Source organism: Streptomyces sp. NPDC051322 (assembly GCF_040689485.1).
Classification (GTDB): domain Bacteria; phylum Actinomycetota; class Actinomycetes; order Streptomycetales; family Streptomycetaceae; genus Streptomyces.
Genome location: NZ_JBFBAK010000003.1, coordinates 497,481 through 521,308 on the forward strand (window position 1 = coordinate 497,481; position 23,828 = coordinate 521,308).

Below are 23,828 nucleotides of genomic sequence, written 5' to 3' on the forward strand. Positions count from 1 at the left end.
CTGGTCAGGGCAATTCGGCCCGTGTGACGAGAGGTTGGAGCAGTATGTCGGACGACGCCGAGGCCGATGCGGTCTTCGCGTATCCCGCTGTCGCCCCCGATGCCACCGCCGCATACGGCGATCACCCCGACCAGATCATGGACTTCCACGCGCCGCACGACGGCGAGGGGACGGCCGCCACGGCCCCCCTCGTCGTCGTGCTGCACGGCGGAGTCTGGCGCGAGCGGTACGACCGGCAGCACATCGCCCCGTTCGCGGGCTTCCTGGCCCGCCGGGGCTTCGCGGTGGCCAACGTCGAGTACCGGCGTGGCGGGATTGAGCCGGGCAGCGCCGGTCGCTGCCCGGACACTCTCGACGACGTCGCCGCCGCCCTGGACGCGCTCCCCGGTCTTGTGGCGAGCCACCTGCCGCAGGCGGATCTGCGGCGCACGGTCGTCACCGGTCACTCCGCGGGCGGCCACCTCGCCCTCTGGGCGGCAGCCCGGCACGTGCTTCCGCCGGACGCGCCGTGGCACCGCTCCACGCCGCCGTTCCGCGGGGTGGTGGCGCTGGCGCCGATCGCACACTTCGGCGTCGCGCGGGAGCTGAAGGTGTGCGGAGGCGCGGTGGACCAGTTCCTCGGCGACGGCGGGAACGAGGCGTGGACGGACCCGGCGGTGCTGCTGCCCACCGGCATCGCGACCACGGTGGTCCAGGGCCGGGCCGACGAAACCGTTCCGCCGCAGGTCACCGAGGCGTTCGCGGACGCTACGGCCACGGAGGGCGAGCCGGCCGGGCTGACGCTGCTCGACGGGGTCGGTCACTTCGCGCTGATCGATCCGGCCGCCGACGCCTGCGCGGTGGTCGCCGCGGAGATCGAGCAGCTGGCCTGGTAGTCCCTGAGACGGACCTCGCAGGATCAGCATCAGTACGGACGACCCCGGCCGACAGGGCGCCTACCGTGCTGTATGTGACCGAGACCAAAACCCACAGCCCCGAGTACCGGCTGGCGCAGGGCGCCCTGGCGGGGCTCCGCCAGGACCTTTTCACGGACGCCTTCGCCTACCGTCCGCTGGCCCCGATGCGGACCGACGGGCCGATCACCCGGCGGTTGCCCGGCCGGATACGGATCCGCGCCGGATGGGCCCCGCACGCCGTGGTGCTGGGCGTGGCCCTGTTCACGCTGCTGCTCGCGTACACGACGGGGGGCGGCACGCTGTCTCTGCTGGCTGCCCTGCTGCTGGCGGGCGCCGTGGCGATGACTCTGGTGAGGCCGGTCGGCGCCTGGTGGTTGGTATTGGCGGCCACCCCGGTGAGCTGGGTGATCGGCAGTTCGTCCGAGGACTGGCCCTGGCCGCCCGGCGCCTTCCTGGCTCATCTCGCGGTGGTGACGGTGGTCGCGGCCAGGACCCGGCCGCGTACCGCTGGGTGGATGTGGCTGGGCACGGCGGTGTACGGGATGTTCGCGGGGGCGCTGCACGACTCCTTCGGTACCGACACCCTGGAAATGTTGTTCTTCGCCGCCGTGGCTCTGCTGATCACCACCACGGTGCACGTCCGCCGGGAGGCGACCCACGAGGTCACGGTGCAGCGGACGGTCACCGCCATCGAGCGCGACAAGCGCACGCTGCTCGAGGAGCGCACCACCATCGCCCGTGAGCTGCACGACGTGGTCGCCCATCACATGTCGGTGGTGGCCATCCAGGCGGAGGCGGCGCCCTACCGGGTGACCGACCCGCCGGCTGAGCTGACCAGGTCCTTCGAGGTGATCAGGGAGAACGCGGTCGCCGCCCTGACCGAACTCCGCCGGGTCCTCGGTGTCGTACGGGCGGAGGATTACGAGGCCCCCGACGCCCCGCAGCCCACCCTCGCCGAACTCGAGGGCCTGCTCGCGAATGTGCGCGGCGCGGGCCTGAGCGTCGAGAAGACGGTGACCGGCGCGGTGCGGGAGCTGCCGCAGGGCGTCGAGCTGTCGGCGTACCGCATCGTCCAGGAAGCCCTGAGCAACGCGCTGCGGCACGCACCGGGCGCCGAGGCCCGGGTGGAGGTGGCCTACGTGCTCGGCGGCATCGGCTTGCGGGTGGTGAACGGCCCGCCCCGGGGCCTGGTCAAACCGTCCCCAAGCTCTCAACTCCTTCCCCGAGCTCTCGGCTTCGCTCGAGCAGGGGAGACCCCATTGAGCGGGGGATGCCCCAATCCCGGGGCAGGGCACGGTCTCACCGGGATGCGGGAGCGGGTCACCATGCTGAACGGCGAGCTGACGGCCGAGCCCACCGACGACGGCGGCTTCGAGGTCGCCGCTTTCCTTCCGGTGCGGCGTTCCACCGAGGAGTCCGGATGACCGCGCAGACCGAGGGCGCAGCCGCCATCGGCGGAACCATCAGGGTGCTCGTCGTCGACGACCAGATGATGGTCCGGGAGGGTTTCTCCGTCCTGCTCAACGCGATGCCCGGCATCGAGGTCATCGGCGAGGCGGTCGACGGCCGGCAGGCCATCGCCCAGGTCGCCGCCCTGCGCCCCGACGTGGTGCTGATGGACATCCGGATGCCCGAGCTCAACGGCATCGAGGCGACCCGCGAGATCGTGGCGGCCGACTCGGCGGCGAAGGTGCTGGTCCTGACGACCTTCGACCTCGACGAGTACGTCTACCAGGCCCTGCGGGCCGGTGCCTCCGGCTTCCTCCTCAAGGACGCGTCGGCGCGCCAGCTGGCCGACGGCGTACGGGTGGTGGCGTCCGGCGAGGCCCTGCTCGCGCCCACCGTCACGAAGCGGCTGATCTCCGAGTTCTCCCGGCTCTCGGACACCCCGAGGCAGCCCTCGCTCACCCAGCTCGGCGACCTCACGGAGCGCGAGACCGAGGTACTCGTACTCATCGCGCAGGGCCTGTCGAACGCCGAGATCGCCTCCCGCCTGGTCGTCGCCGAGTCGACGATCAAGACGCATGTGAGCCGGATCCTGGTGAAGCTGGGCCTGCGCGACCGGACCCAGGCAGCGGTCTTCGCGTACGAGACGGGGCTGGTCAGGCCAGGGTGATGATCACCCGTGGGGGGTGACGCCTGCCTGTTTTCGGTTTGTTTCGCTGCAGGCACGATCACACTGGTGCTCACACAGACGGGGGTGCACCATGACGCTTATGGCAGAGCACGTCGCAGGTGACGGTCGAGGAATTCGAGAAGATCGCCGCGTTCGCCGCTGTGGAGTCCGACGCCTTCAGGCCGGAGTTCATCAACGGGCGGATCGAGGACAAAGGCACTTCGGGTGAGCCGGGAGTCCCGCCTCACCCCATCGGCAGCGTCAGCCCCCACGCCCCCGCCCGGACCTGCCAGGTCCGGGTCCGCACCGGGCCGGTGACCACGCCGTCCCGCCGGTAGCGGAAGTCCGGCCCGGACACCGTGACGGCCAGCGCCTCGGCCGTCACCTGGCGTCCCGACGACATCACGACGGCCACCTCGGCCTTGCCGGCACCGCTCCGGGAGGACACCGTCACGGCGGAGAGCAACTCGTCGAGGTCGGTGAGGAGCGCCCCGTCGGCCTCCACCCGCAACCGGTGCACCGCCGCCGGGGCGCTGGGCGGTGCCGGGCGCACCAGGGTCCGGACCAGGGAGCGGCAGGTGGTCCAGACCGACGGCGGGGCGGCCCGGTCCACGCCCATCTGGCCGGGGACCGCTCCGTTCGCGGGGCCCGCCGGGATCCGCAGATCGCCGAGCACCACGCCGTCACTGTCGTCGACCAGCAGGTCCAGCCACCGGACGACCCCGTCCAGTACCGAGCGGGCTGCGGCGACCGCACCCACCGGGACGCCGAGCGACCGTGCGACCTCCAGGGCCGCCGGAGGGCCGACCGGAACCAGCGACAGGGCGCGGCGGGCCGGGTTCCGCTCCCGGTGCAACAGGGTCACCGCGCGGAGCAGCGCCCGGTCGTCGCCCACCACCACCAGGCGCCGGTTGCCCCGCCGGGCGAGCGCCCGCGCGAATTCCTCGGGACCGTCCGGCAGGCACACCTTGGTGTGCGCGCCGGCGCTCAACACGTCCTTCGCGATCCGCACCGACTCGCCGTCCGCGCGCCGGGCGACCGGGTCGATGACCACCAGCAGCTGGTGCTCGGTGCTCGCTGCGGGATCTGGAGCCGACACCTCGGTCCTTCCTCGGGTAGCATCTTTGTGCAAGAGCCCCTTGCGCTATTGCGCCAGGGGCTTCGTCTATTCCGGGGCAGCCGGTCCGACGTTCGGGTATCGGCGCACGACACACGTGCGCCCCCTGACCTTGGACATGCCCCGCCCGGAAGGGGTGTACGCCTGTGCCCGCACTTGTGCTGCTCGGTGCTCAGTGGGGTGACGAGGGCAAGGGAAAGGCCACCGACCTCCTCGGTGGATCCGTGGATTACGTGGTGCGCTACCAGGGCGGCAACAATGCCGGCCACACGGTCGTCGTAGGCGACCAGAAGTATGCGCTCCACCTCCTCCCTTCCGGAATCCTCACACCGGAGTGCACTCCGGTGATCGGAAACGGAGTCGTCGTCGACCCAGCGGTCCTGCTCTCCGAGCTGAGCGGACTCAACGAGCGCGGCGTTGATACGTCCAAGCTCCTGATCAGCGGTAACGCTCATTTGATCACGCCGTACCACACCACCGTCGACAAGGTGACGGAGCGGTTCCTCGGCAAGCGGAAGATCGGCACCACCGGCCGGGGCATCGGCCCGGCCTACGCCGACAAGATCAACCGCGTCGGCATCCGCGTCCAGGACCTCTACGACGAGTCGATCCTCGTCCAGAAGGTCGAGGCCGCGCTCGACGGCAAGAACCAGATGCTGGCCAAGCTCTACAACCGGCGGGCCATAGAGTCCGGCCAGATCGTCGAGGAGCTCCTCGGCTACGGCGAGCAGATCGAGCAGTACGTCGCGGACACCGCGCTCGTCCTGAACAACGCGCTCGACGCCGGCAAGGTCGTCCTGATGGAAGGCGGCCAGGGCACCCTGCTGGACGTCGACCACGGCACGTACCCCTTCGTCACCTCGTCGAACCCGACGTCCGGCGGCGCCTGCACCGGCACCGGCGTCGGCCCGACGAAGATCAGCCGGGTGATCGGCATCCTCAAGGCCTACACCACCCGGGTGGGCGCGGGACCGTTCCCGACCGAGCTCTTCGACGAGGACGGCGACAAGCTGCGCTCGATCGGCCGCGAGTACGGCGTCACCACCGGCCGGGACCGCCGCTGCGGCTGGTTCGACGCGGTCATCGCGCGCTATGCGACCCGGGTCAACGGCCTCACCGACTTCTTCCTCACCAAGCTCGACATCCTGACGGGCTGGGAGCAGATCCCGGTGTGTGTGGCGTACGAGATCGACGGCAAGCGTGTCGACGAACTCCCGTTCAGCCAGACCGACTTCCACCACGCGAAGCCGGTGTACGAGTACCTGCCGGGCTGGACCGAGGACATCACCAAGGCGAAGACCTTCGCCGACCTGCCGAAGAACGCGCAGGCCTATGTGAAGGCGCTCGAGGACATGTCCGGCGCGCCGATCTCGGCGATCGGCGTGGGCCCCGGCCGTACCGAGACGATCCAGATCAACTCGTTCGTCTGACCCGCGGCACACAGCACGCAGCACGTAACAAGGACGCGGCGCCCCGGCAGAATCCGTCTGCCGGGGCGCCCCGTTATCGCTTCACCTAGCGTTTCACCGCGCGCAGGATCACGAACTTCGGATCGCTGGTCACCACCTGCGCGTTGCCGAAGATCCGGCGCAGCATCACGTGGTAGCCGAGGTGCCGGTTCCCGACCACCCACAGTTCGCCGCCCTGACGCAGCGCCTCGCGCGCACCGGTGAACATCCGCCGGGACGTCCGGTCGCTGGTCGCCTGGTGGGTGTGGAACGGCGGGTTGTTCAGTACGAGATCCACCGAACCCGGCGCCACCCCGGCGAGCGCGTCGCCCACCCGGAACTCGGCCTTCGCGTCGGGCCCGGTGTTCTTCCGGAAGGTGGCCTCGGCGGACGCCACCGCCTGGAACGACTCGTCGGTGAACACCACTTCCGCCTCGGGGTTGGCGAGTGCGGCGGCCGTACCGACGACGCCGTTGCCGCAGCCCAGGTCCACCACCCGTGCCGGGCCCCGGCGCTGGGGCAGGTGGGGCAGGAAGAATCGGGTGCCGATGTCGAGGCGTTCGGCGCAGAAGATCCCGGCGTGGTTGACGACGGTGCGCCCCGACACGATGCCGACCCCGTCGGGCAGCTCGTAACTGCGCGGCCAGGGGCTCGGGGTGGGGGCGATGGCCCGATCAGGCGTGCAGAAGATCAGCCGGGCCTTCTTCACCGCAAGGGACGTCCTGGTCGGCCCCAGAATCCGCTCGAAGAGGTTCAGGGTGGAGGTGTGGATCTCCTTCACCATCCCGGTGCCCACCACCACCGTCCCGGCGTGCACGGCCGGTGCGATCCGGTGCAGCTGGTCCTCAAGCAGCGCCAGGCTCTTCGGCACCCGCACGATCAGTACGTCGGCCCGCTCCGGCGGGGCGTCCCGGGTGGACAGCAGTTGCGCCGCCCCGCGCGGGATGGCGTTGCGCACCAGATTGGTCCAGGTCGCTTCCTGCGCGAGGAAGGAGTCGGTGATCTGGACGAGCTCCGGCCCCTCCGGGACGCCTTCCCGCTCCCGGGAGGCGGCGAGCGCGGTGGTCAGCGCACCCCAGCGATCTCCGAGCACCACGACATCCCCCGTGACCGGCGTCCCGCTCGTGTCGAGGTGCTGCAGCAGGTACTCGTCGGCGGCGTCCCAGGCCCGCAACTGGTCGCGGGGGTCCTCGGGGAAGCGGGTGAGGGCGAGCGTGCCTGATGACGTCGGCAAATGGTTCATTGCCGGTCAGGCTAGTCGCCTCAGTGAGCGAACGTCGTCTCGGCCAGTTTCTGGAACTCGCCCAGGTCGTAGTTGGCCAGCGTCGCATCGAGGTTGGTGAGGGCGCCGAGGTGTTCCACGAAGCCGTGGGGGTCGTACTCGATCTGGAGGGTGACCCGGCTCGACGTGTCGGTGAGGTGGTGGAAGGTGACCACACCGGCGTGATGCACACCTTCGGTGGTTCGCCAGGCGATCCGGTCCTCCGGCACGACCTCGGTGAGCTCGGCGACGAAGTTCTTGTCCGCGCCCGGGAGGGAGAGCTGCCAGGCGAAGCGGCGCCCGTCGATCGGCTCGACGAGCCGCACATGGCTCAGAAACGCCGGCCAGCGGGTGACATCGCTCCACAGGGCGTAACTCACGGAGACCGGGGCGTTGATGTCCACGGTCTCGACCAGCGATGACGACATGGGGTCACTCCTCTTCGGTATCTTTTCGTGTCTTCCGTCCCGCGTCCGGATACCCGGAGAGTCGTCGGCCACACGACATGCCGGCGGTCGGAAACGGAACGGAAGCGGCCGTCTGCCGGCCCCCGGTACCGCGCCCCCGGTCAGCGCGTCTTCGGCGACGCGGCGGTACCCCGTACCGCGGCGGTCGCCTCGGCCGGGGCGGCCAGCGTGGCCATGGCGTCCGAGAGCCGCTCCAGCACCCGTGCCGTCTCGGCGAGCTCCGCCTCCCCCAGCTCGCCCGCGAGGCGGGCGGCCAGTCCGGCGTGGCCAGGGTCGATCTTCGCCACCGCGGACCGGCCTTCGTCCGTGGGGTGAAGCAGCTTGGCGCGGCGGTGCGCCGGATTCGGCAGGTACTCCGCGAGTCCCTGGGCCACCAGCAGATCGGCGACCCGCTGCACGCTCTGCCGGGTGATGCCCATGGCCCGGGCGATCCCGGCGACGGGCAGCGGCTCGTGCAGTACCGCGCCGAGCACCTGCCACCGGGCCGCGGTCAGTCCGGCCGGGCGGGCCAACTCCTCCGATACGGCGAGGAACTGACCGTTCAGCCGGAAGACCCCCACAGCGGTCCTGCTGAGCGCTTCCCGGATTGCTGCGTCCCGGTCTGCTGCGTCCCGGTCTGCTGTGTCCCGGTCTGCTGTGTCCCGGTCTGCTGCGTCCCGGTCTGCTGCGTCCGGGTCTGTTGCTGCCCGGTTCATGAATTCAGTACCTGGTAAGCGGCGGGGTCCGAGTCGTGGAAGAGCCGGTACCAGGCGTCCAGCTTCTCCGGCCCGTACACCCCGAGCCGCCCGAAGATCTCCCGGCCGAACGCGACCGGCTCGGTGGGACCCGCGGTGATCAGGTCGCCGTCGGTGACCGCGTCCGCCTCGATGTACCGCGCGCCGCCCCGGTAGCCGGTAGCGGCGAGATAGGCCGCGACGGCGCTGGTGTGTGTCCGCTCGTCGAGCAGTCCTTCGCGGGCGAGCCCGGCGGTCGCACCGCAGATCGCGGCGACCGGCACCCCCGCTTCCAGGAAGGCCCGCGCCTTGCGGGCGAAGGGCGCGAGCTCGTCCCCCGCGTCCCACAGGTCGGCGCCGGCCAGGATCAGCAGCGCACTGTCCTCGGGGTGTACGTCGTCGAGCGTCAGGTCGGGCACGATGCTGAGCCCGCCGATGGTGGTGACGGGCTCCAGGGTCGCCCCGACAGTCCGGACCGTGTAGCCGTTCCGGGCGAGGTAGGCGGTGGTGTGTCCCGTCTCCCAGTCGGCGAGGCTGGGATAGACGGCCAGATGCGCGGTCGTGCCGTTCATGGCGTTCTCCTCAGCGGACGGAAACCGCTCCATTGACAGCATTCTGTCCTTATGACAGCAAGCTGTCAACAGGATTCCTCCGCGGGGGCGACATCCTGCCGACCATTCCCGCCGAGGCCGTACACGATGGCCATGTCCGTCCCCACCTGCGGTTCCCTACGCTGGAACGCATGACCCCTCAGATCCAGCAGCCCGATCCCCGGACAGGTGCGGCAGTCAAAGCCGCCGACCGCGCGCATGTGTTCCACTCCTGGTCCGCCCAGGACCTGATCGACCCGCTCGCCGTCGCCGGCGCCGAAGGTTCGTACTTCTGGGACTTCGACGGAAACCGGTACCTCGACTTCTCCAGCGGCCTGGTCTTCACCAACATCGGCTACCAGCACCCGAAGGTCGTCACCGCGATCCAGGAGCAGGCGGCCCGGATGACGACCTTCGCGCCCGCCTTCGCCATCGAGTCGCGCTCCGAGGCCGCACGCCTCATCGCCGAGCGCACCCCCGGCGACCTCGACAAGATCTTCTTTACCAACGGTGGCGCCGAGGCGGTCGAGAACGCGGTCCGGATGGCCCGGCTGCACACCGGCCGGACCAAGGTGCTGAGCGCCTACCGCTCGTACCACGGCGCCACCGCCGCCGCGATCAACCTTACCGGTGACCCGCGCCGCTGGCCCTCCGACACCGCGTCCGCCGGAGTCGTGCACTTCTGGGCGCCGTTCCTCTACCGCTCGCCCTTCCACGCGAGCACCGAGGCCGAGGAGAGCGCCCGCGCCCTCCAGCACCTCGAGGACACCATCGCCTTCGAGGGCCCGCAGTCCATCGCCGCGATCATCCTCGAGACCATCCCGGGCACCGCGGGCATCATGCCGCCGCCGCCCGGTTACCTCGCGGGCGTCCGGGAGATCTGCGACCGCTACGGCATCGTCTTCATCCTCGACGAGGTGATGGCGGGCTTCGGCCGGACCGGTACCTGGTTCGCCGCCGAGCTGTTCGGCGTCACGCCCGACCTGCTGACCTTCGCCAAGGGCGTCAACTCGGGCTACGTACCGCTGGGCGGCGTGGCGATCTCCGCCGAGATCGCCGAGACCTTCGCCCGGCGGCCCTACCCGGGCGGCCTCACCTACTCCGGCCACCCGCTGGCCTGCGGGGCCGCCGTCGCGACCATCCGGGCGATGGAGGACGAGGACGTCGTCGGCCACGCGGCCCGTCTCGGCCGGGACCTCTTCGCCCCCGAACTGACGGAGCTCGCGGCCCGGCACCCCTCGGTCGGCGAGGTCCGCGGCGTCGGCGCGTTCTGGGCCCTGGAACTCGTACGGAACCCGGAGACGCGGGAGCCGCTGGTGCCCTACAACGCGACGGGCACGGACGCCGCGCCGATGGCGGCGTTCGGTGCGGCCGCGAAGGCGCGGGGCCTGTGGCCGTGCATCAACATGAACCGGACCCACGTGGTGCCGGCCTGCAACATCTCCGAGCCGGAGGCGAAGGAGGGGCTGGCGGTACTGGACGAGGCGCTGTCGGTGGCGGACGAGTACGTGACCGCGTAGCGGGACGGGGGTGGCTGATTTTGGCTGCGGGGGCTGCTGGTCCGGCCACACCGGCACGGTGACCGTGCTGCTCACCCGGGTGGAAATGACCGGCCCGACCCCGACACCCGTCATGCGGGACTTCTGGCGTTACGCGGCCGGCGCCTGAGCCGACGGGGCAGCTCCGCTCCGATCAAGGTCGCGCCCGTCCCGGAAACCGCCCCCGCCCCCCGTCGTAGGGTGTGCGGAGTCGGACGAGGGGAAGGCCCACCATGCCCGCGAGCGGAGCGGTCACCCGCAGCACCCTGCGGCAGCAGATCGCGGATGCGCTGCGTGACGAAGTACTCGCGGGGCGTCTCCAGCCGGGTGAGGAATTCACCGTCAAACAGATCGCCGAGGGGTACGGGGTCTCCGCCACCCCGGTCCGCGAGGCGCTGGTGGACCTCTCCGCTCAGGGGTTGCTCGACTCCGACCAGCACAAGGGGTTCCGGGTCCACGAGTTCTCGGTCGACGACTACTGCGGCATGGTCGAGGCCCGGTCGCTGATCGTGGACGGGATCTTCCGGAACCTGACGCACCACAGCATCTGCCGGGAGCCGCTGCTGTCCGTCCGCCGCCGGGCCGAGGAGGCCGGGCAGGCCGCCAGGGCCGGGAACCTGGACATCCTCATCGGCTACGACCTGCGGTTCTGGCGGGAACTCGCCGCGCTCACCGGCAACCGGTACATCGCCGACTTCCTGCACCGGCTGCGGGTGCAGTGCTGGGTCTTCGCCGTGCCGCATCTGCGTGGACGCACCGACATCTCCGACGGGCTGTGGCAGCGGCACGAGCAACTGGCCGACGCGGTGGTCCGCGGGGACGCCGACACCGCGCACACCGTGATCAGGCAGGCCAACGCGCACGGTCTCGCCTGGGCGAAGAAGCTGAGAGACCTGACCACGCCCGGCCGGCCCGGCGAGTGACCGCGGTGGGAGACGCAGCCATGAGAGATACGGCCGTGGCGGCTGTGCAGCTGTCCGTCGTCGTCCCCGCATACAACGAGGAAGGGCGGCTGCGCCCCACCCTGGACGCCATCCGGGCCCACCTCGACGGCCACCCGGGCGGCTGGGAACTCATCGTCGTGGACGACGGATCGTCCGACGGTACGGCCGGTATCGCCGGCCAGGCAGCGGCGGCCGACGCCCGCATCCGGCTCGTCAGCAGCCCGGCGAACCGCGGCAAGGGGCATGCGCTGCGGCTCGGCGTGGCCGCCTCCGCCGGTGAGCGGGTGCTGGTCACCGACGCCGACCTGGCCACCCCGATCGAGGAACTCGACCGGCTCACCAAGGAACTCGAGACCGGCCACGACGCGGCGGTCGGCTCGCGCGCCCATCCGGAGTCTCAGGTCGAGGTGCACCAGCGGCGGCTGCGCGAATGGCTGGGTCGGATGGGCAACCGCCTCATACAGGCCGTCGCCGTCCCCGGTATCCGCGACACCCAGTGCGGGTTCAAACTGCTGGACGGGGACAAGGCGCGGGAGGCGTTCGCCGACGCCCGGCTCGACGGCTGGGGGATCGACGTCGAGATCCTGCAGTACTTCCGCCGACAGGGCTGGCCGGTCGCCGAGGTCCCGGTGCGCTGGGCGCACCAGGAGGGATCCAAGGTCGGACCGCTCGACTATCTGCGGGTGCTCGGCGAACTGGCACGGCTGAAGACCCGCGCGATACGGCGGGTCGATCTGCTGGTCTGCGGGCTCTTCCTGCTCGCTTCGGTGCTGCTCTACAAGAACCTCTGGGCGGACCTGGGGCACGGCTACCTCGCCGATTCGCTGCAGGACCAGAACCAGTGGGAGTGGTTCTTCGCGGTCACCGCGGACAACGTCGCGCATCTGCACAACCCGCTCTTCACCGCCGCGCAGAACTACCCGGCCGGGGTGAACCTGATGGGCAACACCCCGATGCTGGGGCTCTCCGTCCCGCTGACCCCGGTGACCCTGGCTTTCGGCCCGACGGTGACCTGGGCGCTGGTCCTGACCGGCGGCCTGACCGCGACGGCGGTGGCCTGGTACTGGCTGATCGCCAAGCGACTGGTGCGCAACCGCTGGGCGGCCGCGCTGGGTGCGGGGCTGGCCGCGTTCGCCCCGCCGATGATCTCGCACGGCAACGCACACCCCAACTTCCTGGTTCTCTTCATGATCCCGGTGATCATCGACCGGGCGCTGCGGCTCTGCACGGGGGAGCGGGTCGTCCGGGACGGGGTGCTGCTGGGCCTCTTCGCGGCCTACCAGATCTTCCTCGGCGAAGAGCCCTTCCTGCTGGCCTCGATCGGCATGCTGCTCTTCGCGCTGTGTTACGCCCTGGCCCGCCGGGACGTGGCGCGGGCCGCGGCCCGCCCGCTGCTCCAGGGGCTCGGCGTCGCGGCACTGACCGCGCTGCCGCTCGTCGCGTACCCGCTGTACTGGCAGTTCTTCGGCCCGCAGAGCTACCACAGCGTGCTGCACGGCGACAACGCCGGCAACAGCTCACGGGCGCTGCTGGAATTCTCCGGCCGGTCCCTTTTCGGCAGCGATACGACGGCGGACCCGCTGGCGCTGAACCGGACCGAGGAGAACGCCTTCTACGGCTGGCCGCTGGTGGCGCTGGCCTTCGCGATCACCGTACGGCTGTGGCGGCACGCCCTGGTCAAGGCGCTGGCCTGCACCGCGGTGGCCGCGGCGGTGCTCTCGCTGGGCCAGAAGATCCGTATCCCGTACACCGACGTGGTGTTCCCCGGCCCCTGGCGGGCGCTGGCCCACCGGCCGCTCTTCGACTCGGTGATCGAGGGCCGGCTCGCGATGATCTGCGCCCCCGCGCTCGGCATCCTGATCGCGCTGGCAGCCGACCGACTGGTCCGCGCCCCGGTCCACGTGTACCGGGTCGTGGGCCTGACCGCGGTGGCCGCCGCGCTGCTGCCGATCGTGCCGACGCCGTACCCCGTCCAGGTGCGCCCCGACGTGCCTGCCTTCATCGCCGACGGCATGTGGAAGCAGTACGTCGCTCCCGGGGAGTCGGTGGTCCCGGTCCCGCTGCCCGACCCGGGCAGCGCGGAGGCTCTGCACTGGCAGTCGGCCACCGGCATGGACTTCCCGGTTCCTGGCGGCTATTTCAACGGGCCGTGGGGCCCGGACCGTATCGGCATCTACGGGGCGTCGCCCCGCTACACGTCCAATCTCTTCCACGACGTCCGTTACGGCGGCAAGGTGCCGGAGATCGGCGCCCAGTGGCGGGCGCAGGCGCGGTACGACCTGGCGTACTGGAAGGCGGGGGTGGTCGTGATCCCGCCCGAGGACAATGACGCGGCGCTCTACGTCACGGTGGAGAAGCTGCTGGGGCGCCCCGGCAAGCAGGTCGGTGGGGCGTGGATCTGGCCGGTGGGCAAACGCAGCTGACCACGGGGTCGACCGGGGTCTTCGCGCAGCGTGCGCGGCGGACTACGCTGGTCCGACGAGCCCGCTCGGGGGGTGACCCCCGAACCCCGCTAGGAGCACCGTTGGCCTGTGACCTGTGGCTTGTCCCCCTCGTCGATGTGCTGTGCCACAGCCCTGACAACCCCTTCGCGGAAGAGATAGCCGGCTACGACCAGGCCCTCGGCGCCGCCGGCCTGCCCTCCGTACCGGTCTTCGCCTACATGCCCGGCCTCGCGGGAGACGTCGCCCCCGTCGCGGGCTTCGACTACGACGCGCTGCACTTTCTGCGGCGTGCGTACCTGCTGAAGATGTGCGGCCTCGAGGTCGCGCCGGTCGACGAACTCGGCGGTGACTACGAACAGCTCCTGGAGATGTTCGAGGCCACGGCCCAGCAGTCGCATCTGGTCTGGCACTACGACCACGCCGGCGCCTATGTCCCCGTCGACTTCGCCGCCCCCCTCTCCAACGACGACCTCCTGGCGGGCGGCGGTCCGCTGGGCTCCACCCAGGGACTCCTGCGTGAACTCGAGTTCGTCGCCCCGTCGATCGGCATCGACCCCGCCAACCCACCGGCTGCGCCGGAGCCGCCGGAGCGGCCCACGTCGTTGGAGGAACCGGCGGGGGCGGTACCGGTGGGGGGCGGGCCGTTCGGGCGGGAGCGGCATGTTTGGCTGGGGTTGCATGCGGCTGCTACGCGGAGTCTGGGGCAGGGGTCGATGATCGTCTTCAGCTGAGCGGTGGGGGCGCCGTGCCCCCAGGAGGGGCGGGGGTTGGCTGAGCTGTACAGCTGACGCAAGCCAGAACCAAGCCCGTCCGGCGATTGAGGCCCGGGGGACCGGGGGCAGCGCCCCCGGTCCGGGAAGGGGCGGGCGGGGAGAAGGCACGCCGCAGGCGCTATCGCGGGGGCGAGTCCGGCGGCCGCTGCCGCGGCATGTGGGGGCGGGCCAGCACCGTGGACACCCCCCGCCCCGACAACGGCTCCGTATCCCCCCGAGCCACCCCCACCCGCACCCCCGCCGGCACCGACCCCACCCGGAACCCCACCATCCACTCCACCGTCTCCCCCTGCACCAGCTCCGTCACATCCTCGGAGAACCGCCGCAGCACCCCCAGGCACCGCTCGGCCGCCTCGCTCGCGGTGCCCTCCACGGGGCCCAGTACCTCGCGCACGCTCTCCGAGGCCCAGTCGAACTGGAGGGACTGCAGGCGTCGCTGCACGGCCTGTGCGGCGGCCACGTCCCGCATCCACCCGGCGGTCAGGCCGAACCAGCGGTCGCAGGCCGCGCAGGCGGCTCCGCCGAGCAGCGCCAGATAGCCCCAGGGGGCGGCGCCGTCCCAGCCGGCCGCCAGGTCGAGCAGCGGGAGCGCGGCCCCGGCCAGGCCGCCGGCTGCCGTGCCGAGCCGTAACGCCCGGGCGCCGCGGCGCTTCCAGCGGCGGTCCGCGAGGTACCAGCGGGCCGTTCGCAGCGCATCCGTCTCCACGAAGCGGTACAGCTCGTCGAGGCGCACGGCAGGTTGCGCCCAGTCGCCGTGCGGGAACGGCTGCCCGGCCAGATCGGGCCCCGTAACGTCGGTCGGGGCGGACCCGGGCCCCGGCCCGGGCGCGGTCCCCCGCCGTCCGGTGTTCTCCTCGGGCTGTGGCATGTCCGGGTGGCCCACCAGACGCTCCCCTCCGTGACGTACGGTGCGCGCGTGGCTACCGCGGCGCCCGTTCTTCCTACCGCCGAATGGTGGGTCCTGGCGCCGTTATGGCGGGGTCGACCCACGGAAGTAGCCTGTGATCAGGTAATGGAGTCCGCGCGTCTCACCCGAAAGAGTTGCTCCCTTCGGGTTTCTCCCGGTATCCATCCGGCTTCCTCAGGTCTTCCCGGGCGAAGCGCGGCGCGCCCGGCGACCACGTAGGCTCGTTTCACCGGGGATTGCCCGTAGCAGCACCCGGAGAAGTGCCCGTCAGAACGTCGTCGAACAGCCTCGGAGTGACCCGTGATTCCCGGTGGTGGCCAGCCCAACATGCAGCAGTTGCTTCAGCAGGCCCAGAAGATGCAGCAGGACCTCGCGCAGGCGCAGGAGGAGCTGGCGAGGACCGAGGTCGAGGGGCAGGCCGGCGGCGGCCTTGTCAAGGCGACCGTCACCGGCTCCGGCGAGCTGCGCGGCCTGGTGATCGACCCGAAGGCCGTCGACCCGGAGGACACCGAGACCCTCGCGGACCTGGTCGTCGCCGCGGTCCAGGCCGCCAACGAGAACGCGTCCGTGCTGCAGCAGCAGAAGCTCGGCCCGCTGGCCCAGGGGCTCGGCGGCATGCCGGGTCTCGGTATGTAAGGACAGCGGCGTATGTGAGGACCGTGACGTTCCAGAGGTTCTGAGGGAACCTCCCAGCAACTACCGTACGTTTCAGAGCAGAACGAGAGGCGCTCCGTGTACGAAGGCGTGGTTCAGGACCTCATCGACGAATTGGGCAGGCTGCCCGGCGTCGGTCCCAAGAGCGCGCAGCGGATCGCCTTCCACATCCTCCAGGCCGAGCCGACCGACGTCCGACGCCTCGCGCACGCGCTGCTCGAGGTGAAGGACAAGGTCCGCTTCTGTTCGGTGTGCGGCAATGTCGCGCAGGCGGAACTCTGTGGCATCTGCCGGGACACCCGGCGCGATCCGACGGTCATCTGTGTCGTCGAGGAACCCAAGGACGTCGTCGCGGTCGAACGGACCCGGGAGTTCCGCGGCCGCTATCACGTGCTCGGTGGCGCCATCAGCCCCATCGAGGGCGTCGGCCCCGACGATCTGCGCATCCGTGAACTGCTGGCCAGGCTCGCGGACGGCAGCATCACCGAGCTCATCCTGGCGACCGACCCGAACCTGGAGGGCGAGGCAACGGCGACGTACCTCGCCCGCATGATCAAGCCCATGGGTTTGAAGGTCACACGACTGGCCAGTGGTCTACCTGTCGGGGGAGACCTGGAATATGCGGACGAGGTAACGCTCGGCCGTGCCTTTGAGGGGAGACGACTACTCGATGTCTGACGCCACGCTGAACGAGGTCAAAGAGGACCCGAACGACTTCGCGGTGCAGATCGCCGACCAGGTCGAGTCCTTCATCGTCGCCGTCACCGAAGTGGCGAAGGGCGACGAGCCGGACAGTGCGGTCCCCTTCCTGCTCCTGGAGATCTCCCAGCTGCTGCTGGCCGGCGGCCGTCTCGGCGCCCACGAGGACATCCTCCCGGCCGACCGCTACGAGCCGGACCTCGGCCCCGAGCCGGACGCCGACGACCTGCGGGAGCGTTTCGCGGCTCTGCTCGAACCGATCGACGTCTACTCCGAGCTCTTCGACCCCTACGAGCCGCGCACGGCGCCGGTGCCGCGCCGGATCAGTGATGACCTCGCGGACCTCGTCACCGACCTCCGCCACGGCATGGCCCACTACCGTGCGGGCCGGGTCACCGAGGCGATGTGGTGGTGGCAGTTCTCCTACTTCTCCAACTGGGGCTCCACCGCGTCGGCGGCCCTGCGCGCCCTGCAGTCCCTGGTGTCCCACGTCCGCCTCGACCAGCCGCTCCCGGCGCTCGACGGCCTGGACACGGACCAGGACCTGAGCGAGGAGGCGCTGGCCGAGGAGGCGGGCAAGGTGATGGCTGAGGAGATCGGCGGACAGCTGGGGCCGGGCCGGGCCTGAGCCGTACCGGAAGCTGCTCCCCAACCGCGTCCTTGTCAAGAAGGTCTGACGAACGACGTGGCCCGGAGCGGGGCGGCCGTGCCCCGGGCCACGTCGGCTGGGGTCAGACGGCGGCCCGCCGCCTTCGGTGGAGCAGCCAGGCGCTGCCGCAGGCGATGGCCGCGGCCAGCGCGCCACCCGCGAGTTCGGCCGAGGTGCTCGCCGGTGCGTGGTCATCGGCGGCGGACGCCGACGATGCGGTTTCCGTCGGGAAGCCGCCCAGCTTGCCCGCCTTCTGATAGGCCGAGCCCGGCATCTTGTCGGCGAACCGGCCGTGCACGAGCTTCTGATAGGCGGCCACCGTGGCACCCTTCGCGCCCACCTCGTGGCGTGCCGAACCGTTCAGCGGCAGGACCCGCCCGCCGTGCACGCGGTACCAGGAATCGGTCTGCGGTTCCGAGAAGACCAGGTCGCCCTTCCCCTGCTGCGGGTAGGCGACCTCGTCCGAGCCGGAGATCGTGTTGATGACGGACCAGCGCCCGGTGCGCCGGTCCTTGCCGAGCCATACGCTCGCGGACCGGCCCTTGGCCGAGGTCGCACCGACCGCCGCGAAGGCGAACCGGGCGACCGGCGCGGACGCCGAACCGCCCTTGACGAACGCCGGGTCGAGTACGTAAACGGCCTGCGCCCGGTCGGCGACGCGGGGGCGCTCCGCCTTCGCGGCCGGGGCCTGCTCGGCGTGTGCCACCACGCCGGTGTGGCCGGCGGCCCGGGCGTCGAGATGGGCGAAGAACGTGGCCAGGCCGCTGACCGCCTGTTCGCCCGAGGCGGCCGAGGCCGCGCCGGCCAGGTCGGCCTTCGAGGGCCCGGGAGCGGCGGACGGACCGGTGGCCGCGAAGGCGGTGCCGGAGGTCAGGGCCAGCGCGACCGCCGCGAACGAGGTGGCGAGGAGCCGGGACCGGGTGCGGGGGTGCGTTTCGGGGTGGGTCATCGCGCGCCTCAGCTCTCGCCGTAGAGGGACTGGCCCCACTGGAACTGGTAGTTGCTGACGTAGGAGCTGTAACTCATCTCGCCGTAGCGGGGATTGGACGGCCAGGGGTCGGCGTACATCAGCGACTGGCTGTTCGCGTCGTACCCGTACAGCACGTTGGCGTGCCCGCCGCCGGAGGTCCAGTAGATGCCGACCTCGACCGGGGAACCGGCGTCGATCGACTGGGCGACGGTGTTGAAGGAGACCGGTCCGGTGACCTGGCCGACGTCGCGCATGCCGGTCCCGTACCAGCCGTTCTGCACATCGCTGAGCTCGCCGGGCTGGTTGGGGCACGGATACCCGGCGGGGAGGCCACGGGCGTAGTCGCAGAAGGTGTTCTGGCTGACCCCGTTGCCGTAGCCGAGGAACTGGGCGATGGAAAGACCGGTGGCGTCCCAGCACCACTCGTCCTGGGTCTGGGTCTGCTCGCTGAAGTCGAGCTGACCGGAGGCCGCACCGTACGACGGGCTGTGATCGGCGGCTGTGGCGGTCGCCGCGCACGGTATGAGCATGCCGACGGCGGCGAGGCCCGCCATCATGAGGTTCCGGCTGCGGCGGCCGGGCGCCGGGGCGGCCGGGTCCGGTGGGGTGCCGCGTTTCCGCAGAGCCATCGTCACTCCTTGTGTGGGGGGTGGGGGTGTGGGGCGGGGAGGTGAGCGAATCGTCTGGACCGTACGAGCGCCCGCGTCCCCACGGCACCCCTCTCGTCCGGGAACAAGGGGTTCCCCCACAGCAACCGGAGGCATGGCTTCCGCACGGCTCCGCGACCCTTGACGGGCGGTGGCGGGCGGGCCAGCATGCTGACCGGTACGCCCGCCATGAACAGGTCGGGCAGCGGCGGCCTGGTCACCCCGGTGCCCGGCGAGATGGGGACGGCATGCTCAACGCCCTGCAGGGAGAACGCCGCGAGATACTGGAGCGGCTCGACGGCGAACTCGCCGAGCACGGCGGCGTCCTGCTGCACGGCCCGGTCGGCATCGGCAAGACGTTCGTCGCCCGTGCCCTCGCCGACCGGCACCGGGCCCGCGGTGAACTGGTGCTCCGCACCGCCCCGGAGGAAGCCGAAAGGGAACTGTCCCATTCAGCGGTCGCCGACCTCTTCCGGGCGCTGACCGACGACCGGTTCTTCGCCCTGCCCGCCCCGCAACGCTCCGCCCTGCGCGCGGTGCTGCGCCGGGAGACGGCCACGCCGGGCGGACCCGATCCGGTAGCGCTGCGCCTCGCCGTGCTGTCTTTGCTCAGCACGCTCGGTGCGGCCCGACCCGTGCTGCTGGTGATCGACGCGGCGCAGCAGGTGGACCGGGCCAGCGCCGAACTCCTCGCGTTCGCCGCCCGGCGACTCGACCCGACCCGCGTGCGGACACTGGTGACCGAGACCACCGCCCCCGGCACCGCACCCGTCACGGGCCCGGCGCTCTGCCCGGCTGCCGCCCGCGAGGTCGTACTGCCGCCGCTGTCCCTGGCGGAACTGTCGGCGCTGCCGGAACTGGCGACGCTGGCGGAACGTGCGGAACCGGCGGCGCTCCCGGTGTCCGCCGGGACGCCGCACTGGCTGCTGCGCGAGGTGTACGAAACCAGCGCCGGGAACCCGCTGTTCGCCCTCGAACTGATCCGTGCCGTGGCCACCGTGCCGGAGCCGCTCGCCCGGGACGAGCCCCTGCCGCTGACCGGGCGGTTGCGGGCCCTGGTCGCCGGGTCGCTGGATGAGCTGGACCCGTTCGCCCGCCGGGTGCTGCTGCTGGCCGCCGTCGCCGACCGGCCCACCCTCGGACGCCTGCGCCGGACGGCCGGCGGCGCTCGTACGGGATGTCGTACGGAAGCCGGGACCGACATCGACCGTGCCGTCGGCTCGGCCGTCCTGGCCGGGTTGGTCACCGTCTCCGGGGAGTCGGTCCGTTTCACCCACCCGATGGTCGCCGCCGCCCTCCGGAGCTGCCCCGAAGCCGACCGCCGCGCGGCGCACCACCTCCTCGCGGCGACGGCCACCGACCCGCTGGAGCGCCTGCGTCATCTCGCTCTCGCCACCGCAGGACCGGACGGCCCGCTCGCCGCTGCGCTGGCAGCCGGCGCGGAACAGGCCCGCCGCCGGGGAGCGACCGGCACGGCCGCACTGCTGGGCAGGCTCGCTCTGGTACGCACCCCGGCCGACCGCGGCACGCTGGTCGCCGAGCGCGCGCTGATCGGTGCCCAACTGGCATACGACGCAGCCGACTACGAACTCACCCGGGAGTTGGCGCGCCGCGCGCTGTCCGGCAGCGCGTCGCCCGCCCAGCGGGTCCAGGCCTGCGTGCTCGTCATCCACGCATCGAACCAGGCGCTCCATGAGACGGCGGAGGTCTTCGAGGAGATGCTGCTGAGCGTCGGCGACGACCTGGGACTGCACGCGCAACTGCACTACGCACGCGCCCTGCGGGCGCACATCACGGACGGCGAGACCGCACTGGCCCGGGTCGAGGCGGCGCGCGCCGCGGCGCTGGCGGGCCGGGCCCAGGACCGCACGACCGAACTGATGGCACTCTCCCTGCAGGCGTTCACCGCGGCCGTCCTCGGCCGGGCCGACGCCCGGCAGCCGCTGGCGCGTGCGCTGTCGACCCCGCAGGACAGCGGGATGTCCGGCGGCCACAACGGCCCCAGGGCCATCAAGGCGAGACTCGACCTGTTCGCGGACCGGCACGAGGAGGCGGCGGCCGAGCTGGCGTCGCTGCTGCAGCGTGCCAGGGACAGCGGCACGGTGGAGGACGTGATCTTCCTGCGCTGTGCGTCGATCGACGTGGATCTGCGGGCGGGTCGCTGCTCGGCGGCCCTGGCATCGGCCCGGGAAGTCACCCGCCTCAGCCGGCAGATCGGCGTCTGCCACGGGCCGGTGCTGCACAGCGTCGCGCTCGCCGAGGCGGCCGGCGGCGACCTGGCGCGGGCGGCCGCGCAGGCCCGCGAGGGGGTCAGGGTCTCCCGGTCCCGGCACGATCAGATCTTTCTGCCGCTGGCCCTGTGCGTGCTGGGCCATGTGCAGCTGCGCTCGCGGGACGCGGCGGGCGCCGTGCAGAGCCTCGGCCGGGCGCGTGAGATCGCGGCGCGGCGCGGCATCGTCGATCCGCTGGCGGTTCCGTGGGCCGTGGACCTCGCCGATGCGCTGGTCGCCGTCGGTGAGCACGACCGGGCCGAGGCCGTGACCGGCGAGGCGCTCGCGACCGCCGAACGGTTGGGCCGACCCGGTGTCGCCGCTTCGCTGCGCCGCGCCGACGCCTTGCGCGGAGCCGCGGCCGCGGACAAGGACGGGGCCCGGCAGGCGGTCTCCGCACTGCACCTGGCGGCCGACTGCCACCAGGAACACGGCCTGCGCCTGGAGCACGGTCGTGACCTGCTGGCCCTCGGCACCGTCGAGTGGCGCAGGCGCCGTACGACGGCCGCCGCCACCGCGTGGCGGCAGGCGGCCGAGGTGTTCCGGGAGTGCGGCGCGCACCCCTGGCTGCACCAGGCGGTGACCGAACTGGCACGGTCGGAACGGCGCGAGGACTGCACGGGCACGGAGGACGGCCTGACCCGCGCACTCACCGGCATCGAACACCGGGTGGCCACCATGGTCGCGGCGGGCGCGACCAACCGGGAGGTCGCCACCAGCCTGTTCGTGGCGGTGAAGACGGTGGAGGCCAGCCTCACCCGGATCTACCGCAAGGTCGGCGTCCGCTCCCGCACCGAACTGGGCGTGCTGCTGCACGGGCCCACCACACACCGGCCCACCACGCACGGACCGCCAGGAGCGGTCCCGACGGTCACGCCGACTCCCGTACCACCAGCTCAGGTTCGAAGATGACCGAGGCCACCGGCAGGTCAGGGTGCTCGATGCGTTCCTGCAACAGCCGTGCCATCTCGGCCGCCATGTCCTCAACCGGCTGCCGCACGGTGGTGAGCGGCGGCCGGCAGGTCCGGGCCGTCGAACCGTCGTCGACGCCCACCACCGCGACATCCTCGGGAACCCGCTTGCCGTGCTCCCGCAGGATCAGGCACGCGCCCTGTGCCATCAGGTCGTTGGCGGCGAACACCCCGTCGAGATCCGGGTGTTCGCCGAGCAGCCGGGTCATGGCCCGCTCCCCGCCGTGTTGCGTGAAGTCGCCCTCGGCCGCCGGAACGTACGGGAGGCCACGGCGCGCCAGGGCGTCCCGGAACCCTGCGAGCCGCTCCTGCCCGGCCGAAACACCCTGCGGACCAGCAATGCTGACGACCCGTCGGCAACCCCGGTCCAGCAAATGCGCCACCGCCAGCTCCGCCCCGTCCCGGTGGGCCAGGTCCACATAGCTGATCGGCACCGTCCCGGTCGGCCGGGCGAACAGTACGGCGGGCAGCCCGGCCGCCGCGACCATCCCGGGCAGCGGGTCCTCCCCATGCGTGGACACGATCAGCGCGCCGTCGGCGCTGCCCTGCCGCAGGTACGCGACCACCTGGTCGCGGGCGTCCGACGTCTCGGCGAACATCAGCACCGGGTGCATCGACCGGGGCCTGAGATACCCGACCACTCCGGCGGCCACCCGCCCGAAGAACGGGTCGGCGAAGATCCGTGAGGCGAAGGCGTTCTGCTCGGCCTCCGAGGCGTCCCCGGCCCCGGAAACCACCAGCGCGATGGTCTCGGCGCGCCGGGTCACCAGAGCCCGGGCGGCGCGGTTCGGCGTGTAGCCGGTCGCGGCCACCGCATCGCGTACGGCCTGCTGGATGGCCGGGTCCACATTGCGGATGCCGTTGATGACCCGCGAGACGGTCGCGCGGGACACGCCGGCGGCACGCGCCACGTCTTCCAGGGTGGGCATGGCAGCCGGCGCCACGGTCTCTCTGCTCATGGACGCACTGTAGTGGGAGATGACGGAGAGCGCTCTCCTCGTGTCCTCCGCACCATCGTCCCTCGCAGGTGGCGGGGCGTCAGGTCAGGCACCGCAGTGACGCCGTCCAGGCTATGTGACGTGCCGTCCAACGAGTGAATATCTGTCCCTGTGGAACCCGTTGAGCCCAGCCATCACCCCCTTGCGCCCCTCTCGGATGGCGGGGCGTCAGATTCCGTTTGATGGTGAGGACGTCGCCACTGCGGACCGATGAGCCGACGAACCGTCAGCCTTCGTGGTCGCGACGAAAGGATCCTTCCCCATGCGCACTACCCGCACGTTGCTCGCTTCGGCCGCCATCACCGCGGCGCTCGCCATCTCGACCCCTGCTGCGTATGCCCTGTCCTTCTCCGGCGCGCCGGCTTCGGATGGCGGTTCCTCCTCCAGCAGCGACCACCGTGACCACTCCGGCCAGGACCAGAGTGACCAGGACCAGTCCGCCGGCCGTGACAACGGCCGTGGTGACGCCGACCACGCCCGCCCGCACGGTGGGATGCACACCGGTGGTGGCGCTGTCGCCATGACCAAGGGTGACGACGGGAACTCGGACCAGGGCGCCGAGGACGAGGCCGGCCGCGACCACCACGGTCGCGATGACGCCGACCACGCCCGCCCGCACGGTGGGATGCACACCGGTGGTGGCGCCCTCGCCATGACCATGGGTGACGACGGGAACTCGGACCAGGGCGCCGAGGACGAGGCCGGCCGCGACCACCACGGTCGCGATGACGCCGACCACGCCCGCCCGCACGGTGT

23 protein-coding genes are annotated in these 23,828 nt (G+C 71.6%); 14 read left to right on the top strand and 9 right to left on the bottom strand.

Translation table 11 applies throughout. The features are described 5' to 3' along the window. The first annotated feature begins 44 nt into the window (after positions 1-44). The 3 genes from AB0436_RS10485 (at position 45) to AB0436_RS10495 (ending at position 3,012) form a co-directional block, all read left to right on the top strand. A complete protein-coding gene (locus AB0436_RS10485) occupies positions 45-875 on the top strand; it encodes an alpha/beta hydrolase (protein WP_366467346.1) in 831 nt (276 codons plus the stop codon). Between the two features lie 74 nt (positions 876-949). Further along, positions 950-2,320: a histidine kinase gene (locus AB0436_RS10490; RefSeq protein WP_366467347.1), complete on the top strand. Its 1,371-nt coding sequence runs from the start codon at positions 950-952 to the stop codon at positions 2,318-2,320. Beyond that, a complete protein-coding gene (locus AB0436_RS10495; RefSeq protein WP_366467348.1) occupies positions 2,317-3,012 on the top strand; it encodes a response regulator transcription factor in 696 nt (231 codons plus the stop codon). Before AB0436_RS10490 ends, AB0436_RS10495 begins: the two co-directional genes overlap by 4 nt. 244 nt (positions 3,013-3,256) lie before the next feature. Here AB0436_RS10495 and AB0436_RS10500 read toward each other — a convergent pair whose 3' ends face one another. Continuing rightward, positions 3,257-4,111, bottom strand: a complete 855-nt coding sequence (locus AB0436_RS10500; protein ID WP_366467350.1) for a diacylglycerol kinase — start codon at positions 4,109-4,111, stop codon at positions 3,257-3,259. A gap of 164 nt (positions 4,112-4,275) precedes the next feature. On the opposite strand from AB0436_RS10500, the gene AB0436_RS10505 reads away from it, so the two are divergent. Beyond that, entirely contained in the window at positions 4,276-5,559 is a 1,284-nt protein-coding gene (locus AB0436_RS10505; protein ID WP_366467351.1) for an adenylosuccinate synthase, read from the top strand. Positions 5,560-5,644: 85 nt separating this feature from the next. Here the strand turns inward: AB0436_RS10505 and AB0436_RS10510 are convergent, their stop codons facing one another. From AB0436_RS10510 to AB0436_RS10525, 4 genes are all read right to left on the bottom strand, one after another. After that, on the bottom strand, positions 5,645-6,820 hold the full coding sequence (locus AB0436_RS10510) for a methyltransferase (protein ID WP_366467352.1): 1,176 nt from the start codon (positions 6,818-6,820) through the stop codon (positions 5,645-5,647). Between the two features lie 20 nt (positions 6,821-6,840). Further along, entirely contained in the window at positions 6,841-7,266 is a 426-nt protein-coding gene (locus AB0436_RS10515) for an SRPBCC family protein (RefSeq protein WP_366467353.1), read from the bottom strand. Positions 7,267-7,406: 140 nt separating this feature from the next. After that, entirely contained in the window at positions 7,407-8,000 is a 594-nt protein-coding gene (locus AB0436_RS10520) for a MarR family transcriptional regulator (protein WP_366467354.1), read from the bottom strand. Beyond that, positions 7,997-8,590: a DJ-1/PfpI family protein gene (locus tag AB0436_RS10525; RefSeq protein ID WP_366467355.1), complete on the bottom strand. Its 594-nt coding sequence runs from the start codon at positions 8,588-8,590 to the stop codon at positions 7,997-7,999. Before AB0436_RS10525 ends, AB0436_RS10520 begins: the two co-directional genes overlap by 4 nt. A 170-nt stretch (positions 8,591-8,760) precedes the next feature. Between AB0436_RS10525 and AB0436_RS10530 the strand changes: the two genes are divergently transcribed. The 5 genes from AB0436_RS10530 (at position 8,761) to AB0436_RS10550 (ending at position 14,265) form a co-directional block, all read left to right on the top strand. Then, complete coding sequence (locus tag AB0436_RS10530; RefSeq protein ID WP_366467356.1) at positions 8,761-10,128, top strand: aspartate aminotransferase family protein; 1,368 nt, start codon at positions 8,761-8,763, stop codon at positions 10,126-10,128. Between the two features lie 10 nt (positions 10,129-10,138). Beyond that, complete coding sequence (locus AB0436_RS10535; RefSeq protein WP_366467507.1) at positions 10,139-10,276, top strand: hypothetical protein; 138 nt, start codon at positions 10,139-10,141, stop codon at positions 10,274-10,276. 103 nt (positions 10,277-10,379) lie between these two features. Further along, the gene (locus tag AB0436_RS10540; RefSeq protein ID WP_366467357.1) at positions 10,380-11,069 is read left to right on the top strand and encodes a GntR family transcriptional regulator; all 690 of its coding nucleotides are present in this window, start codon (positions 10,380-10,382) and stop codon (positions 11,067-11,069) included. A 20-nt stretch (positions 11,070-11,089) separates the two neighbouring features. After that, positions 11,090-13,513: a dolichyl-phosphate beta-glucosyltransferase gene (locus tag AB0436_RS10545; RefSeq protein WP_366467358.1), complete on the top strand. Its 2,424-nt coding sequence runs from the start codon at positions 11,090-11,092 to the stop codon at positions 13,511-13,513. A gap of 101 nt (positions 13,514-13,614) precedes the next feature. Beyond that, on the top strand, positions 13,615-14,265 hold the full coding sequence (locus AB0436_RS10550) for a hypothetical protein (protein ID WP_366467359.1): 651 nt from the start codon (positions 13,615-13,617) through the stop codon (positions 14,263-14,265). Positions 14,266-14,425: 160 nt separating this feature from the next. Here AB0436_RS10550 and AB0436_RS10555 read toward each other — a convergent pair whose 3' ends face one another. Next, entirely contained in the window at positions 14,426-15,190 is a 765-nt protein-coding gene (locus AB0436_RS10555) for an SLATT domain-containing protein (RefSeq protein ID WP_366467360.1), read from the bottom strand. A 324-nt stretch (positions 15,191-15,514) separates the two neighbouring features. Between AB0436_RS10555 and AB0436_RS10560 the strand changes: the two genes are divergently transcribed. The 3 genes from AB0436_RS10560 (at position 15,515) to AB0436_RS10570 (ending at position 17,195) form a co-directional block, all read left to right on the top strand. Beyond that, complete coding sequence (locus AB0436_RS10560) at positions 15,515-15,850, top strand: YbaB/EbfC family nucleoid-associated protein (RefSeq protein ID WP_366467361.1); 336 nt, start codon at positions 15,515-15,517, stop codon at positions 15,848-15,850. Between the two features lie 96 nt (positions 15,851-15,946). Next, positions 15,947-16,546: a recombination mediator RecR gene (gene recR, locus AB0436_RS10565; RefSeq protein WP_366467362.1), complete on the top strand. Its 600-nt coding sequence runs from the start codon at positions 15,947-15,949 to the stop codon at positions 16,544-16,546. Further along, positions 16,539-17,195 (top strand): DUF5063 domain-containing protein, encoded by a 657-nt coding sequence (locus tag AB0436_RS10570; protein ID WP_366467363.1) that lies wholly within the window; start codon positions 16,539-16,541, stop codon positions 17,193-17,195. Before recR ends, AB0436_RS10570 begins: the two co-directional genes overlap by 8 nt. 103 nt (positions 17,196-17,298) lie before the next feature. Here AB0436_RS10570 and AB0436_RS10575 read toward each other — a convergent pair whose 3' ends face one another. Continuing rightward, on the bottom strand, positions 17,299-18,165 hold the full coding sequence (locus tag AB0436_RS10575; RefSeq protein WP_366467364.1) for a hypothetical protein: 867 nt from the start codon (positions 18,163-18,165) through the stop codon (positions 17,299-17,301). 8 nt (positions 18,166-18,173) lie between these two features. Then, positions 18,174-18,815, bottom strand: coding sequence for a papain-like cysteine protease family protein (locus AB0436_RS10580; protein WP_366467365.1), 642 nt, complete (start codon positions 18,813-18,815; stop codon positions 18,174-18,176). A gap of 266 nt (positions 18,816-19,081) precedes the next feature. On the opposite strand from AB0436_RS10580, the gene AB0436_RS10585 reads away from it, so the two are divergent. After that, positions 19,082-22,015, top strand: a complete 2,934-nt coding sequence (locus AB0436_RS10585) for an AAA family ATPase (protein ID WP_366467366.1) — start codon at positions 19,082-19,084, stop codon at positions 22,013-22,015. Here the strand turns inward: AB0436_RS10585 and AB0436_RS10590 are convergent. Beyond that, positions 21,975-23,033, bottom strand: coding sequence for a LacI family DNA-binding transcriptional regulator (locus tag AB0436_RS10590; RefSeq protein ID WP_366467367.1), 1,059 nt, complete (start codon positions 23,031-23,033; stop codon positions 21,975-21,977). The genes AB0436_RS10585 and AB0436_RS10590 overlap by 41 nt on opposite strands. A 301-nt stretch (positions 23,034-23,334) precedes the next feature. On the opposite strand from AB0436_RS10590, the gene AB0436_RS10595 reads away from it, so the two are divergent. After that, a partial coding sequence (locus tag AB0436_RS10595) for a hypothetical protein (protein WP_366467368.1) occupies positions 23,335-23,828 on the top strand: 494 nt, incomplete at its 3' end.

Bases quoted from the DNA above. Each gene is read 5' to 3' on its own strand.
- AB0436_RS10485 (WP_366467346.1), top strand. From the start codon at position 45: ATGTCGGACGACGCCGAGGCCGATGCGGTCTTCGCGTATCCCGCTGTC.
- AB0436_RS10495 (WP_366467348.1), top strand. From the start codon at position 2,317: ATGACCGCGCAGACCGAGGGCGCAGCCGCCATCGGCGGAACCATCAGG.
- AB0436_RS10510 (WP_366467352.1), bottom strand. From the start codon at position 6,820: ATGAACCATTTGCCGACGTCATCAGGCACGCTCGCCCTCACCCGCTTC.
- AB0436_RS10515 (WP_366467353.1), bottom strand. From the start codon at position 7,266: ATGTCGTCATCGCTGGTCGAGACCGTGGACATCAACGCCCCGGTCTCC.
- AB0436_RS10520 (WP_366467354.1), bottom strand. From the start codon at position 8,000: ATGAACCGGGCAGCAACAGACCCGGACGCAGCAGACCGGGACGCAGCA.
- AB0436_RS10525 (WP_366467355.1), bottom strand. From the start codon at position 8,590: ATGAACGGCACGACCGCGCATCTGGCCGTCTATCCCAGCCTCGCCGAC.
- AB0436_RS10530 (WP_366467356.1), top strand. From the start codon at position 8,761: ATGACCCCTCAGATCCAGCAGCCCGATCCCCGGACAGGTGCGGCAGTC.
- AB0436_RS10540 (WP_366467357.1), top strand. From the start codon at position 10,380: ATGCCCGCGAGCGGAGCGGTCACCCGCAGCACCCTGCGGCAGCAGATC.
- AB0436_RS10545 (WP_366467358.1), top strand. From the start codon at position 11,090: ATGAGAGATACGGCCGTGGCGGCTGTGCAGCTGTCCGTCGTCGTCCCC.
- AB0436_RS10570 (WP_366467363.1), top strand. From the start codon at position 16,539: ATGTCTGACGCCACGCTGAACGAGGTCAAAGAGGACCCGAACGACTTC.
- AB0436_RS10575 (WP_366467364.1), bottom strand. From the start codon at position 18,165: ATGACCCACCCCGAAACGCACCCCCGCACCCGGTCCCGGCTCCTCGCC.
- AB0436_RS10580 (WP_366467365.1), bottom strand. From the start codon at position 18,815: ATGGCTCTGCGGAAACGCGGCACCCCACCGGACCCGGCCGCCCCGGCG.
- AB0436_RS10585 (WP_366467366.1), top strand. From the start codon at position 19,082: ATGCTCAACGCCCTGCAGGGAGAACGCCGCGAGATACTGGAGCGGCTC.
- AB0436_RS10590 (WP_366467367.1), bottom strand. From the start codon at position 23,033: ATGAGCAGAGAGACCGTGGCGCCGGCTGCCATGCCCACCCTGGAAGAC.